The organism is Chitinophaga chungangae (assembly GCF_017742215.1).
Lineage (GTDB): Bacteria > Bacteroidota > Bacteroidia > Chitinophagales > Chitinophagaceae > Chitinophaga > Chitinophaga chungangae.
In genome coordinates this window covers 1,161,356-1,174,736 of sequence record NZ_JAGHKP010000003.1, presented here as the reverse complement: position 1 = coordinate 1,174,736, position 13,381 = coordinate 1,161,356, and the positions used below count along the sequence as shown (strand labels likewise).

The window sequence follows — 13,381 nt, the reverse complement described above, 5'->3', positions numbered from 1 at the left end:
TTTTTCTTTTAAAGGTCGGATGGAGCCGTGCATGAAATCCGTCATGCACGGTTTTGTTCCAGGCTCAAAATATTAATTAATCTGCTTTTCTTCAATAAGTATGAGGGCAAACACCGCATAATTCACGATGTCTACATAGTTGGCGTCCATCCCTTCGGAGATGATGGTTTTCCCGTCGTTGCGCAATATCTGTTTGATGCGCAGCAATTTGGTGAGTATGAGATCCACGAACGATTCCTGGCTCATGCTGCGCCAGGCTTCCCCGTAGTCGTGGTTTTTGGCTTCCTTCACTTCGCTGATGAACCAGATCTTTTCGTCGTACAGCGCGGCTACTTTTTCCACGGGCAGGTCGGTATAAGGGTCTTCCCCTCCCAGGTCCATCTGCATCAGGGCGATCACGCCGTAATTGATGATGCCTCTGAACTCGTTGCTGATATCGTCCGCCACTTTCTGAACGCCCAGCTCCTGGATGTTGCGGATGCGCTGGGCTTTGATAAAGATCTGGTCTACGATGGACACCGGGCGCAATACGCGCCAGCTGGTGCCGTAATCTTTCGTTTTTTTGATAAAGATTTCCTTGCTGCTGTCTATCACCTGCTGATAAGTCATTCAAATGCGGATTTAATCATTTTTACGATAACTTTGAAAGTATTCCCTCATTGTTAATACGTTATTATCGCTTGGGTTCCAAAAATACACTATTACGCAAAGATTTTACCATCCGCTGCCGCGGAAAGTTGCTCTCGCTTTCCCGCCCCCTGGTGATGGGCATTATTAATATTACCGACGATTCTTTTTATGCCAACAGCCGCAGCCGCAGCCTGCAACACGTAGTTACCCGCGCGGGCGAAATGCTCGCCGCTGGCGCCGCCATGCTGGACCTTGGCGCGCAAAGCACCCGCCCCGGCGCCGAAGAAGTAGGCCCCGCCGAGGAACTGGAACGCCTGCTGCCGGTAATCCACGCGCTGGTGAACCATTACCCGGAAGCGGTGCTGTCGGTAGATACCTATCATGCCGCCGTGGCTGAAAAGTGCATCCTGGCGGGGGCTTCCATTATCAACGACATCAGCGCCGGCGAAATGGACCCCGATATGATACCGGTGGCCGCTTCGCTGAAAGCGCCCTATATCGCCATGCACATGAAAGGCACGCCGGCCGATATGCAGAAAAACCCGCAGTACGAAGACGTGGTGCGCGAAGTGCTCGATTATTTTATTTTTAAGGCGGACGCCTGCCGCCGGGCCGGTATTGCAGACCTGGTCATCGACCCCGGGTTCGGTTTCGGGAAAACCATGGCGCATAATTATCAATTGCTGCACCGGCTGGAGCTGCTGCACCTGGCGGGCGCGCCCATCCTGGCCGGAATGTCCCGCAAAAGTATGATCTACCGGTTGTTAGGCGGTTCCGCCGCCGAAGCGCTCAACGGAACAACCGTGGTAAACACCCTCGCCCTGCGGAAAGGCGCCTCCATTTTACGGGTGCACGACGTAAAAGAAGCCATGGAAGCGGTGGAGATCGTTTCTTTTATGCAAAACGTTTAGCTAAGACAAATATTTTTATTTTTACGACATGAAGGATGTTTCCCAATTCTATGGATTTGAATTCCGCTGGCTGTATGTTGTGGACCTGGTAATCGTTATTTTCCTGGTGATCCAGCTGTACCGCCTGCTGAAAGGCAGCCTGGCCTTTAATATTTTTCTTGGCCTGCTGATGGTGTATGTCGTGTTTTTCGTGGTGCGTTACCTCGAAATGCCCATTCTCACCAATATTCTGCAAAACTTTATCAATATCGGCCTGATCGCCATTATTATCATTTTCCAGCCGGAGATCCGGAAGTTTTTGCTGGTGCTGGGGAAAAAGACGCCCCTGAGCAAAGACAGCTTCCTCACCAAACTGTTCCTGCCCGACCGTTTTAAAAGTTACAAGGAAGAAGAGCATATCATTAACGAGGTGATCACCGCCGTGGGGCATATGGTCGCCAGCCAGACCGGCGCGCTGATCGTGATCGCCACCACTTACCGCGTCAAGTTCGATTCCGCGTCGAGCATTACGATAGATGGCAACGTGAGCGCCAAGCTGATAGAAAGTATTTTTGAAAAAAACAGCCCGCTGCACGACGGCGCGCTGATCATCGTCGGCAACAAGATACTGGCGGCGAAGGCGATGCTCCCGATGTCTGACAGTCCCAACCTGCCCACGCGCGTCGGCATGCGGCACCGCTCGGCCGTAGGCATTACCGAGCACAGCGACAACCTGGCGATCGTGGTGTCTGAAGAACGCGCCACCATCTCCTTTGCGCAGGACGGTCAGCTGACGCAGAACGTTTCCCTCGAAGAACTCAAAGTAAAGCTGTACGAAGTGCTGGTAGACGGTTACTGATCTTCGTTCAGCCGCCGGATAAGGTCCCGCCTAAAAATACAAAGTCCCCCGAAATGCTTCGGGGGATCTATGTTTGGGGGGATGACTCTATATTAAATAACCTAGTGTTCGAGTTTGACCTCCAGCTGCCGCTCTTTCACCTGCACGGTATATTTCCCCGGAGGAAGGGTGGCTAACTGCAACGTATATACGCCGCGCTCGTGCCCTGCTTCCAGCGGTATCATTCTCACGGGCATCTGACCTGCGTCATAAATGGTGCATTGCACGGTTCCCTGCTCAAAAGCGAGGGCGGGTACCTGAATGCGCACATGCCCCTTTGCCGATGGCAACTGTTGCATGTCTGTCACACTCATATGGATGAACAAAAATAAACTCCAGCAATACATAAAGAACCGTTTATGGTTGATGCTTGCGGTTCTTTACAGGAGGTGGTTAAAAGATTGGATGGTCAAATATACAACTATTTAAATCCTTTTATATGTTGATTTTGTTAACTCGGTGTTAACCAACTGGTAAGCGTTTAGAATACATCTTCAAAATGCATGATTTCCATAGGTTTATTCGTTGTTAATGTAATGGAAACGATGTCGAAACGGAGCTCTGCCGTTTCGGGGCATAACCGCTCAAGATAGTTTTCCGCGGCCTTCCGTAAATGCCCTTCCTTGACCCGGTTCACCGCATCTTCCGGCATGCCGAACAGCTGGCCGCTTCTTGTTTTTACTTCCACGAACACCAGCGTTTCCCCCAGCCGCGCAATGATGTCGATTTCCTTGCGGCCGTATTTCCAGTTGGCGTGCAGGATATGATACCCCTTAGACCGGAGAAATTCCGCCGCGATCGTCTCCCCCTTTTTGCCTAATGTATGATGAGAAGCCATCCTATTTTTCTATTTTTACGCCTTAATTATTGAAAAATGTCTGAAGCGAAATTATTCTATCTCAAAGGAAAAGTACAACATTACGCCTGGGGCGGATTTACATACATCCCCGAAATGCTGGGGCTTCCGATAACAGACAAACCCTGCGCCGAATACTGGATGGGCGCCCACCAGAGCGCGCCTTCGCAGCTGGAAGCCGCCTCCCCCCTGCCCCTCAACGAATACATCGCGGCCAGGCCCGCCGCCGTTCTCGGCCAGAAGGCCGCCGGCCGTTTTGGCAGCCTGCCTTACCTGTTTAAGATCCTGGATGTGAAAGACATGCTGTCTATCCAGGTGCACCCTACCAAATCCGAAGCCGAAAAAGGTTTTGCGCGCGAAAATGCGGCAGGCATCCCGCTCAATGCGCCCAACCGCAATTATAAAGACGATAATCACAAACCGGAGATCATGGTGGCGCTCAGCGAGTTCTGGCTGCTGCATGGTTTTCTGCCGGAAGACAAGCTCAAAAAAGTATTGCAGGACGTGCCCGAGCTGCGCTCACTGGCAGGCATATACGAAAAGGAAGGGTATTTCGGGCTGTACAAAACCGTGATGGAAATGCCGCAGGAAGACGTGAACACATTGCTGCGCCCGCTGGCCGAGCGTGTGCTACCCGCTTACCAGGCCGGTACCCTGCAAAAAAACGATCCCGCTTTCTGGGCCGCCCGCGCCATCGCCAACGATCCCGAAGGCATGAACCGGCTGGACCGCGGCATCTTTTCCATTTATTTTTTCAACATCGTATATGTGTCCCCGGGAGAAGCCGTGTTCCAAGACGCGGGCATCCCCCACGCCTATCTCGAAGGGCAGAACGCCGAACTGATGGCCAATTCAGACAACGTATTGCGAGGCGGCCTTACTCCCAAACATATCGACGTGGAAGAACTGCTGAAACACACGCGTTTTGAGGCCGTTCACCCGAACATCCTGAAAGGCGAGGCGGTCCATAACGGGCAGGAAAGGATTTACAACACTCCCGCGCCGGATTTTGTGATCAGCACCATCCTGTTAAAGACCGGCGAAACTTACGCCCATACTTCCACCGCTCCCGAGATCTGGATCGTACAGTCCGGGAAAGGCAAAGCCAGCGGCTCGGCCGAACTGGAACTGTCCAGGGGCGCAACCGTGTTTGCGGCTTACGGGGAGGCTTATACCATTACCGCTGCGGAAGAACTGGTAGTCTTTAAAGCATCAATCCCTTAATTGTTTATATTTGTATCGTTAAAGCAAATATTGCGTATGAAGAAAGAATCAATATCCAAGATCCTGCTGATAGGCGGATTGATATTTTTGACCGTACTCGGCCGTTTGATCACCAATCATCTTCAGATCTATAACTTCACGGCCATGGGCGCGGGCGCGCTGTTTGCCGGCGTAGTGCTGAGAGACAAAAAGTACGCTTACGCGGTGCCCATCCTGGCGCTGTTCCTCAGCGATCTTTTTTTCCAGCTGTTCACTTCCATTCCCGGTTTCTACGGCGGCGAAATGTTCTTCGTGTACGGCGGTTTCCTGCTGATCACGTTTATCGGCACCCGCATCCGCAAAGCCAACCCGGGCAACATCTTCCTGGCGTCCATCGCGTCGGGGCTGGTGTTTTACCTGATGTCCAACTTCGGCACCTGGCTTTTCCGCGATATGTACCCGCATACCCTCAGCGGACTGATCAGCTGTTATTGGGCGGCTATCCCCTTCTTCCGCAACGAACTGTTCGGCAGCTTTTTCCTGAACACCATTATGGGCAACGTATTTTACAGCGGCGTGCTTTTTGGCGCCTATGCCCTGCTGAAACCGGTGTTTGTCAGGGATCACAGCGAGGAAGGGCTTTACGCGTAAACACCTTAAGTATTTTATACTGATAAAAAAAGGATGACAGCGGCTGTCATCCTTTTTTTATGATTCCCAGTCCATGAACCAGTATTGTTCGTGTTTCACTTTCCGGTACGGCGGCAGCGCCACGGGTATGTTGAAGAGCGGGCAGTCCGTGACCACGGTATGAAATTCCCCGTTTTCCCCGCAAACGTCCACCCCGGCGGCTTCCAGGTCCGCCACCAGCACATCGTCGAGCATACGGCCGAGGAAATCTTCGCCCAGTTGTTCGTTGCACGACACGATGCGGCATTTTACGCCCTGCTCCAGCATCCGGTACACCAGCATCTTCCGGTCCAGCTGCCAGAGCGGCAACAACGCGCGCAGTCCCGCCGCGGCGCAGACCTTTTCTTCCCAATCACGGTGCGGCTGCAGGTCTATGTCGCCAAACACGGCGGCCGTAGCCCCGTATTGCGCTTTAACCTCCGCCAGCGTGGCCGTGAAATGTTTTTCGTATTCCGCCCAGCTGGAAGGCTGCAGGTGAATGGGCAATTGCAATGCCGCCGCCTGCTGTTGCAAAATGGCCGGGGGAAGGCCATGCGAGCGTGAAATAAGGCCGTTCTCGTTCAGTACGTTAAGCAGCGCAACGGGCCGGTGGCCTTCCTGCACGGCCTGCATGAACGCAAAACAGCTGTCTTTGCCACCGCTCCAGGAGCAGATGATATTTTCAGGGGAATGGGCCATATGGTTGAAAAAAATGCCGCAGGTCGGGTTCCTGCGGCATCGGTTATTGTTTGAAAAAATATTAGTCGTCCAGTTTGAGCACGGCAAGGAAAGCTTCCTGCGGCACTTCCACGTTACCGATCTGGCGCATGCGTTTTTTACCTTCTTTCTGTTTCTCCAGCAGTTTGCGTTTACGGGAGATGTCGCCGCCATAACATTTGGCGGTCACGTCTTTCCGCATCGCGCTGATATTTTCCCTCGCCACGATCTTTGCGCCGATGGCGGCCTGGATAGCGATAAGGAATTGCTGGCGCGGCAGCAGCTCTTTCAGTTTTTCGCAGAGCTTGCGGCCGAAGTCCTGCGCACGGCTGCGGTGGATCAGCGCACTGAGGGCGTCCACTTTTTCGGCGTTCAGCAGGATGTCCATTTTCACGATGTCGCTTTCGCGGAAACCGATCGGCGAATAGTCGAACGAAGCGTAGCCGCGGGTCTGGCTTTTGAGTTTATCGTAAAAGTCGAACACGATCTCGGTGAGCGGCAGTTCGAATATCAGTTCCACGCGGGTGGTGGTGAGATAACTTTGATTGAGCAGCAGGCCGCGTTTGCCGAGGCAAAGCGTCATGATATTGCCGATGTATTCCGGTTTGGTGATGATCTGCGCGCGGATCCAGGGCTCTTCGATGCGTTCCAGTTTGGTGGGGTCCGGCATTTCGGAGGGATTGTTCACGATGATCAGTTTCTCCTTGGTGTCGTACGCTTTAAAACCTACGTTGGGCACGGTGGTGATCACGGTCTGGTTGAACTCGCGTTCCAGTCTTTCCTGGATGATCTCCATATGCAGCATGCCGAGGAAACCGCAACGGAAGCCGAAACCCAGCGCCTGCGAGGTTTCCAGCTCGTAAGTGAGCGAAGCGTCGTTCAGCTGGAGTTTGTCCATGCAGTCGCGCAGCTCTTCAAAATCTTCGGTCACTACCGGGAAGATGCCCGCAAATACCATCGGCTTCACCTCTTCAAAACCTTTGATCGCTTCGCCGGGGTTGGCGGCCAGGGTGATGGTATCGCCCACTTTTACGTCTTTGGCGGTTTTGATGCCGGTGATGATATAACCAACGTCGCCGGTTTTCACTTCTTTCTCCGGCTGCAGCCCGAGCTTGAGAATGCCCACTTCGTCTGCTTCATATTCTTCGCCGGTATTGACGAATTTGATCTTGTCCCCTTTTTTGATGGTGCCGCTGTACACGCGGAAATACGCGATAATGCCGCGGAAGGAGTTGAACACGCTGTCGAAGATCAATGCCTGTAGCGGTGCGTCTGGCTGGCCTTTGGGCGCCGGAATGCGGCTCACGATGGCTTCCAGTATCTCTTCGATGCCGATGCCGGATTTGCCGGACGCCAGCAGGATGTCTTCTTTTTTCACGCCGATCAGCTCGATGATCTGGTCGGTCACTTCCTCGATCATGGCGCCCGCCATGTCGATCTTGTTGATCACGGGGATGATCTCGAGGTCGTTTTCCAGCGCGAGATACAGGTTGGAGATGGTCTGCGCCTGGATGCCCTGCGCGGCGTCTACCAGCAGCAGCGCGCCTTCGCAGGCGGCCAGCGCGCGGGACACTTCGTAGGAGAAGTCCACGTGGCCGGGCGTATCGATCAGGTTAAAGATGAATTTCTCGCCGTTTTTGGCGATATAGTTCATCTGGATGGCGTGACTTTTAATGGTAATGCCTTTTTCCCTTTCCAGGTCCATATCGTCCAGCACCTGCGCCTGCATGTCCCGGTCGGAAATGGTTTTGGTAAATTCCAGTAAACGGTCGGCCAGGGTGCTTTTCCCATGGTCGATATGTGCGATGATGCAAAAATTCCGGATATTCTTCATATATAAAAAACAATTACGAACCGCAGTTGCCGTGAGCGAATGTAGCGTCAGCAAAGACTACCGGGGTAAACCGGCCTTTCATTCGTGATCCGCAGCTGTCAATTCGTAACTCATTATTTCCGCAAAGGTATTAAATTTTGTTCTTCTTTTATGTGTAGCAAGGGCTTTTGGGGGTATTTCTTTACTTTTAACGACAAAAACAGAACATGGCACTGCAACAATTATTTGAAGAGGCCGTGGCGGCCAGCAAAACACTGGATTCCAAACCGGATAACGACATCCTCCTGCAACTTTATTCCCTTTACAAACAGGCCACCGAGGGCGACATCAACATCGAGCCGCCCGCCAATATGTTCGACTTCGTGGGCAAAGCCAAATACGACGCCTGGACCCACCTCAAAGGCAAAACCAAAGAAGAGGCCATGGAGCAATACATCGCGCTGGTGAATCAGCTGAAGAATAAGTAACTTTACCGCATGGTACCCAATTATACGATCAGCGAACGGACGCAACACTATTTAGGACTGGAAGAAGAATTCGGCGCGCACAATTATCACCCCCTGCCCGTGGTGCTCAACCGTGGGGAGGGCGTACATGTGTGGGATGTGGACGGGAAACGGTATTACGACTTTCTTTCCGGCTATTCCGCCGTCAACCAGGGGCATTGTCACCCTAAAATCGTGAGCGCCCTGGTAGAACAGGCGCAGCAGCTCACCCTTACCTCCCGCGCCTTTTACAGCCAGCTGCTCGGTGAATTTGCCGCGTATATTACCCGTTATTTCGGGTACGACAAGGTATTGCCGATGAACACCGGCGTGGAAGCCGTGGAAACCGCCCTGAAACTTTGCCGCCGCTGGGGGTACGTAGTGAAAGGCATCCCGGAGAACAAAGCGAAGATCATTGTATGCACCGAAAACTTCCACGGCCGTACTCTGAACGTCGTGTCGTTCAGCAGCGATCCTGTAGCCCGCCGCGGCTTCGGCCCCTATATGCCCGGTTACGAAGTGATCCCCTTCAACAACCTGCCCGCGCTGGAAGCGGCGCTGCAGGACCCGAACGTGGCCGGTTTTATGGTAGAGCCCATCCAGGGCGAAGCCGGGGTAAAGGTGCCGGACGACGGTTATCTTTCCAAGGTGCGCCAATATTGTATAGACGCAAACGTATTGTTCATAGCGGACGAGATCCAGACCGGCCTCGCCCGTACCGGCATGATGCTGGCCTGCGACCACGAACAGGTGCGGCCAGACATCCTGATACTCGGTAAAGCCCTTTCCGGCGGCATGCTGCCCGTTTCGGCGGTATTGGCAGACGATGCCGTCATGCTGACCATTCAGCCGGGAGAGCACGGTTCCACCTACGGCGGCAACCCGCTGGCCTGCAAAGTGGCCATGGCGGCGCTGGAAGTGCTGCGCAACGAACGGATGGCGGAAAACGCCGTAAAAATGGGCGAACTGCTGCGCAACGGCATCAAAGCCATCAACTCGCCGTTTATCAGCGTGGTGCGCGGAAAAGGCCTGCTCAACGCCATCGAGATCAAACACCCGCACGAAGACGCGGCATGGGAATTGTGCCTTGCGCTGAAAGAGAACGGCCTGCTGGCGAAGCCCACCCATGGCGACAAGATCCGGTTTGCGCCGCCGCTCATTATCAATGCCGCGCAGATCGAAGAATGTGTGGGCATTATTCAAAAAAGCCTGGAAACTTTATAAATGAGTACAAACACCAAAGCCATCCGCAGCTCCGGTTGGAAAACGGACATGATGATAGGCTTCCCCGACGGGGTGCTGCTCCTGCTTTTCACCACGCAGGTGCTGTACTCCAAAAGCCTTACCGTGCAGGCGTTTTACATCATTCATTTCCTGGTGATCGGTTTCGCCACCCTGCTGATGATGATCGCCGTGTTCCGCGCCAACCGCGGCGATGAGGAAGACGGCACAATGAGCCCCGAAGAAAAAGAAAAGCTCGAAAAACTCGATATCTCCGATAACACGATTGCCCATATCGCCGACGAAATGCAGAAAGACCAGCAGGTGTGGGAAAAAACGCTGGAGGAAGAAGCGGTCGAGCTCCGCTCCTACGGCACCCTGCACGCGCTCCGCAGCATGATCGCCACCGGGGTGTTCTTTTTCCTGGGCAGCTGCGTGGTGTTCCTGCCGTACCTGGTGCAGGAAGATTTCCCGGCAGCCTCACGTACCAGTCTGACTGTCAGTCTTTTATTACTTCTGGTATTTGCTTTGTTGAAATCGAAGATCACCGGCCAGGGCTCGGTACGGATGGCGCTGCGTTACCTGCTGACCGGGGGCGCGGTAGTGCTGGTTTCTTATATGATCTCTTCTTTTATCTGAGGTTAACCCGGCTTCAGCCGTAGGGCAACAGTATAGCTTTAGTAGTGCTTTAGTAATGTAAAAGCGTTCATACCGTAATGGAACGGTAGTAAATCCCTTTACTTCACCAGCGTTTTCCAGTTCCATAACACACAGCCGAATACCGCGAGCGCCGCGATAAGGCTCAGCCACAACCCGATCTTTTGTTCCGGGCAGATGCCCATTTCGCAGCGCGAGAACAGCAGCATGTTCCTGAACGCCCATGCGGCGAGGAATGCGCTGATGAAAAGATTGACGCGCGGGCTCCAGGCTTTGGGCACCAGGAATAAAAGGATCGCCATTGCAGACACGACAATGCTCAGCTTGCCCGGCTCGCCGAAGGCGGAACCTTCGCTTTGCAGGCCGGTGAACACAAAATGCTGGCCGTCCGCATGAACGCTGATCCAGGGAAGAAAAGCGCTGATGATAACGATCGCCGCTGCTATGATGCCTGATATGGAAGATTTTGACATGATCCGGTGTTGTTGGGAACGCAAAGTAAGGGTGAATTTATGAAAAAGAGAATAACAAGGGCCGGCGGAAACTAAATTTCCGCCGGCCCTTCATGTTTCAGGCAGTATTTTATTTAGCGCCGGGGGGACAATTCTCTTTCAGGAAGTGCGTGTACAGCGCGCTCAGGTGCTCGCTGGTGCCTTCGCCTTCGTAAATGCCGTGGGTGCGGTTGGGATAAGCCATCATCTGAAAGATCTTTTTGTGTTTGATCAGTTCGTTGATGAGCATTTCAGCGTTCTGGTAATGAACGTTGTCGTCTCCCGTGCCATGGATATACAGCAGCTTGCCCTGCAGGTTCTTCGCATGTGTAATGGGCGAGCCGGCAATGAAATCTTCCCGGTTCTCCTGCGGCAGGCCCATGTAACGTTCCTGGTAAATGTTGTCGTACGTCAGCTCGTTGGCCACCGCCGCAATGGCGATGCCGGTCTTGTAGATCTCCGGGTATTGGAACAACAGGTTGAGCGTCATGGAACCGCCGCCGCTCCAGCCCCATACGGCCACGCGGTCTTTGTCCACATACGGCAGTTTGAGTATTTCCTTCGCTCCCATCGCCTGGTCGCGGGCGTTGATGAGGCCTACCTGGCGGTAGATGCTTTTGCGCCATTCGCGGCCTTTGGGTGCGGGCGTGCCGCGGTTGTCGAGGGAAATGTAGATGTAGCCGTCTTTGCCCATGTCCCCATCATAGAGGAAATTGTTGGTAGCGCCCCAGCTGTCGGTGATCTTGAAAGACGCGGGCTCGCCGTATACGTAAAATACCACCGGGTATTTTTTGGTGGAATCGAAGTTGTCGGGTTTGGTCATCCAGGCGTCCAGCGTAATGTTATCTGCCGTGGTCACCTGGAAATACGTGGTGTTGTCGGGCTTCTGCGCCGCTTTTGCGGCTTCCGCCGCGAAATCTTTCCCGGTGATGCTTTTATGATCGGGCAGCGAAACAAACTCCAGTACCGGGCTCAGCCGGTGGTTTTCGTAGGAATGCCCCGCCAGCTTGCAGTTCGGCGATATCTCGTATTTGTGCGTGCCGGGCTGTTCTTTTTTCGGTGTTACGGCCGTGGGCGCGCCACCGGAAAGACTGGTGCGGTAAAGGTATTGACCAGTAGCGTCGCCGGGGGAAGCCAGGAAGTATAGCTGGCCTTCGGTTTCGCTGTACTGGCAAAGATTGATCACATCGTAATCGCCGCTGGTCAGCAGTTTTTCTTTACCGCTGGCGGTATTGATCTCGTAAATATGCCTCCAGCCGTCTTTTTCGCTGACCCAGAGGAACGACTGGCCGTTGTTGAGCCAGTCCCAGCCGGTAATGTCCCCGTCGTCCCAGCTGGATTTCACATCCACCCAGGTGTTGTCGGTTTCGGTGAAAATGGTGTTGGCCGCGCCTGTGGCCGCCTGCAGCACCATCAGTTTGGAGGTGTTCTGTTTGCGGTTCAGCTGCTGGATGATGAGTTTGCCCGTACCCGGTATCCACTCCATGCGCGGGATGTAATGCTGCACGGGGTCGCCGGGCACTTTCATCCAGCTGGTCTTTTTAGTGGCGAGGCTCACCACGCCCACCCTGCACAGCGACGGGTCCTGCCCGGCCTTGGGATACTCCACTGGCACGGTGAAGGAATAGATCGAATCGGTATTGTTGATCATCAGGAAGTCGCGGATATTTTTCGCGTCGATCTGCCAGTAGGCGATGTTCTTACTGTCCGGGCTCCAGCGGAAACCGTCGCGGCAGCCGAACTCTTCTTCGTAAGCCCAGTCGAAAGTACCATTGATGAGCTTGCGGGTGCCGTCTTTAGTGAGCTGTTCGATCTTCCCGGTGGCCAGGTCTTCCGCATACAGGTTATGCCGGCTTACGTAAGCGGCCTTTTTGCCGTCGGGCGAGATCTTGGCGAACATGAGCGAGGCCTCGGGCAAACCTTTGCCGAGCTGGCGCAGCTTTTTACCGGTGAGGTCGTAATACCAGTAATCGCCGCGGGTTTCGTACCGCCAAACGCGTTTGGTGTTGGTGAACAGCAGCAGCCCTTTTTCATCCGGCGTGAAGGTGAAATGGTGGCCCGGTAAAGGCTCGTCTGCGCCGGCCGGGGTAAGCGCCCCGGCGGTCACCAGTTCGGTACGCTGGCCGTTGGCGGCGGATATGGTGTAAATGGCGCCGTCTTGCCGCTGGTAAAACGCGTCGCCCGCGCGGTTCCATTTCAATTGCTGGGCATCGGCAGTGCCTGCGATAAGGAGGCAGATCAGCAGGAATAGTCTGTTAAATGATCGCATACTGGATATTATGAAATTGATATGAACATAAAAATAAGGGATTCAGGCCCAAACCCGGGGCCGGAATATTATAAATGGTAAGTGGTAACATTTTTTCTTTCCCGTTGATCTTCAAGGGGAAATGTAATACACTCAAGGTTTTCAAACTTCTTTGATTATGTAGTGGAATGAATTTTGATAAATTATCCATAATAAATTTTGACAATTTAATAAATTCAGTATTTTTATGCGGTCAAGATATCCTATCGAAAAAACCAAACAGATGGTACAAGTATCCTATTCGTACAAAAACCGTGAGTTTTACCAACTCGAAGATTCCATCATGAACCAGATCGCAGAAAGCGGAAAACGTATGCTTTTTGCCCTTCTCGAACCGATTCACGACGTATTGATCACGGAAAACGGCAAGATCAAGATCTGCCTGGACGAGCGTCCGAACATTGAACTGGTTGGCTTCAGCGCGCCTGTAAAGCACCAGATCGAATGTACGCTGCGCGGGGAGGAATATGAGAATTAATCCGTTCCCGTCTCCTTTTTAACTGAATACACACAGATAATACT

At 53.2% G+C, this 13,381-nt stretch carries 15 protein-coding genes; 8 read left to right on the top strand and 7 right to left on the bottom strand.

The features are described 5' to 3' along the window. Window positions 1-72 precede the first annotated feature (72 nt). Window positions 73-609: a DUF1599 domain-containing protein gene (locus J7I43_RS19075; RefSeq protein WP_209147452.1), complete on the bottom strand. Its 537-nt coding sequence runs from the start codon at window positions 607-609 to the stop codon at window positions 73-75. A 71-nt stretch (window positions 610-680) separates the two neighbouring features. Here J7I43_RS19075 and folP point away from each other — a divergent pair, with 71 nt between their 5' ends. Both folP and J7I43_RS19065 read left to right on the top strand, forming a co-directional pair. Beyond that, a complete protein-coding gene (gene folP, locus J7I43_RS19070) occupies window positions 681-1,541 on the top strand; it encodes a dihydropteroate synthase (RefSeq protein ID WP_209147451.1) in 861 nt (286 codons plus the stop codon). 28 nt (window positions 1,542-1,569) lie between these two features. Continuing rightward, entirely contained in the window at window positions 1,570-2,379 is an 810-nt protein-coding gene (locus J7I43_RS19065; protein ID WP_209147450.1) for a diadenylate cyclase, read from the top strand. 101 nt (window positions 2,380-2,480) lie between these two features. On the opposite strand, the gene J7I43_RS19060 is transcribed toward J7I43_RS19065, so the two are convergent. Beyond that, window positions 2,481-2,732, bottom strand: a complete 252-nt coding sequence (locus tag J7I43_RS19060; protein ID WP_209147449.1) for a flagellar hook assembly protein FlgD — start codon at window positions 2,730-2,732, stop codon at window positions 2,481-2,483. Window positions 2,733-2,899: 167 nt separating this feature from the next. Beyond that, complete coding sequence (locus J7I43_RS19055; RefSeq protein WP_209147448.1) at window positions 2,900-3,256, bottom strand: YraN family protein; 357 nt, start codon at window positions 3,254-3,256, stop codon at window positions 2,900-2,902. A gap of 36 nt (window positions 3,257-3,292) precedes the next feature. Between J7I43_RS19055 and manA the strand changes: the two genes are divergently transcribed. Together manA and J7I43_RS19045 are read left to right on the top strand one after the other, a co-directional pair. Beyond that, window positions 3,293-4,498: a mannose-6-phosphate isomerase, class I gene (manA, locus tag J7I43_RS19050; protein WP_209147447.1), complete on the top strand. Its 1,206-nt coding sequence runs from the start codon at window positions 3,293-3,295 to the stop codon at window positions 4,496-4,498. Window positions 4,499-4,534: 36 nt separating this feature from the next. Next, window positions 4,535-5,128 (top strand): DUF6580 family putative transport protein, encoded by a 594-nt coding sequence (locus J7I43_RS19045; protein ID WP_209147446.1) that lies wholly within the window; start codon window positions 4,535-4,537, stop codon window positions 5,126-5,128. Window positions 5,129-5,185: 57 nt separating this feature from the next. Here J7I43_RS19045 and J7I43_RS19040 read toward each other — a convergent pair whose 3' ends face one another. Together J7I43_RS19040 and lepA are read right to left on the bottom strand one after the other, a co-directional pair. Beyond that, a complete protein-coding gene (locus J7I43_RS19040) occupies window positions 5,186-5,845 on the bottom strand; it encodes a Dph6-related ATP pyrophosphatase (protein ID WP_209147445.1) in 660 nt (219 codons plus the stop codon). Window positions 5,846-5,906: 61 nt separating this feature from the next. Next, entirely contained in the window at window positions 5,907-7,697 is a 1,791-nt protein-coding gene (gene lepA, locus J7I43_RS19035; protein ID WP_209147444.1) for a translation elongation factor 4, read from the bottom strand. A gap of 206 nt (window positions 7,698-7,903) precedes the next feature. Here lepA and J7I43_RS19030 point away from each other — a divergent pair, with 206 nt between their 5' ends. The 3 genes from J7I43_RS19030 to J7I43_RS19020 are packed head-to-tail and all read left to right on the top strand — an operon-like array spanning window position 7,904 to window position 10,042. Further along, complete coding sequence (locus tag J7I43_RS19030) at window positions 7,904-8,164, top strand: acyl-CoA-binding protein (protein WP_209147443.1); 261 nt, start codon at window positions 7,904-7,906, stop codon at window positions 8,162-8,164. A gap of 9 nt (window positions 8,165-8,173) precedes the next feature. Continuing rightward, entirely contained in the window at window positions 8,174-9,406 is a 1,233-nt protein-coding gene (gene rocD / locus J7I43_RS19025; protein WP_209147442.1) for an ornithine--oxo-acid transaminase, read from the top strand. Beyond that, window positions 9,407-10,042 carry a VIT1/CCC1 transporter family protein gene (locus J7I43_RS19020; RefSeq protein ID WP_209147441.1) on the top strand — a complete coding sequence of 212 codons (636 nt, stop codon included), beginning with the start codon at window positions 9,407-9,409 and terminating at the stop codon, window positions 10,040-10,042. A gap of 98 nt (window positions 10,043-10,140) precedes the next feature. Here the strand turns inward: J7I43_RS19020 and J7I43_RS19015 are convergent, their stop codons facing one another. Next, window positions 10,141-10,533, bottom strand: coding sequence for a hypothetical protein (locus J7I43_RS19015; protein ID WP_209147440.1), 393 nt, complete (start codon window positions 10,531-10,533; stop codon window positions 10,141-10,143). Between the two features lie 109 nt (window positions 10,534-10,642). Further along, window positions 10,643-12,820: a S9 family peptidase gene (locus J7I43_RS19010; protein WP_209147439.1), complete on the bottom strand. Its 2,178-nt coding sequence runs from the start codon at window positions 12,818-12,820 to the stop codon at window positions 10,643-10,645. A 262-nt stretch (window positions 12,821-13,082) separates the two neighbouring features. On the opposite strand from J7I43_RS19010, the gene J7I43_RS19005 reads away from it, so the two are divergent. After that, window positions 13,083-13,337, top strand: a complete 255-nt coding sequence (locus J7I43_RS19005; RefSeq protein WP_209147438.1) for a hypothetical protein — start codon at window positions 13,083-13,085, stop codon at window positions 13,335-13,337. The last annotated feature ends 44 nt before the right edge of the window (window positions 13,338-13,381 follow it).

Coding starts and splice junctions, on each gene's coding strand:
- J7I43_RS19075 (WP_209147452.1), bottom strand. CDS start 609: ATGACTTATCAGCAGGTGATAGACAGCAGCAAGGAAATCTTTATCAAA.
- J7I43_RS19065 (WP_209147450.1), top strand. CDS start 1,570: ATGAAGGATGTTTCCCAATTCTATGGATTTGAATTCCGCTGGCTGTAT.
- J7I43_RS19060 (WP_209147449.1), bottom strand. CDS start 2,732: ATGAGTGTGACAGACATGCAACAGTTGCCATCGGCAAAGGGGCATGTG.
- J7I43_RS19055 (WP_209147448.1), bottom strand. CDS start 3,256: ATGGCTTCTCATCATACATTAGGCAAAAAGGGGGAGACGATCGCGGCG.
- manA (WP_209147447.1), top strand. CDS start 3,293: ATGTCTGAAGCGAAATTATTCTATCTCAAAGGAAAAGTACAACATTAC.
- J7I43_RS19045 (WP_209147446.1), top strand. CDS start 4,535: ATGAAGAAAGAATCAATATCCAAGATCCTGCTGATAGGCGGATTGATA.
- J7I43_RS19040 (WP_209147445.1), bottom strand. CDS start 5,845: ATGGCCCATTCCCCTGAAAATATCATCTGCTCCTGGAGCGGTGGCAAA.
- lepA (WP_209147444.1), bottom strand. CDS start 7,697: ATGAAGAATATCCGGAATTTTTGCATCATCGCACATATCGACCATGGG.
- J7I43_RS19030 (WP_209147443.1), top strand. CDS start 7,904: ATGGCACTGCAACAATTATTTGAAGAGGCCGTGGCGGCCAGCAAAACA.
- rocD (WP_209147442.1), top strand. CDS start 8,174: ATGGTACCCAATTATACGATCAGCGAACGGACGCAACACTATTTAGGA.
- J7I43_RS19020 (WP_209147441.1), top strand. CDS start 9,407: ATGAGTACAAACACCAAAGCCATCCGCAGCTCCGGTTGGAAAACGGAC.
- J7I43_RS19015 (WP_209147440.1), bottom strand. CDS start 10,533: ATGTCAAAATCTTCCATATCAGGCATCATAGCAGCGGCGATCGTTATC.
- J7I43_RS19010 (WP_209147439.1), bottom strand. CDS start 12,820: ATGCGATCATTTAACAGACTATTCCTGCTGATCTGCCTCCTTATCGCA.
- J7I43_RS19005 (WP_209147438.1), top strand. CDS start 13,083: ATGGTACAAGTATCCTATTCGTACAAAAACCGTGAGTTTTACCAACTC.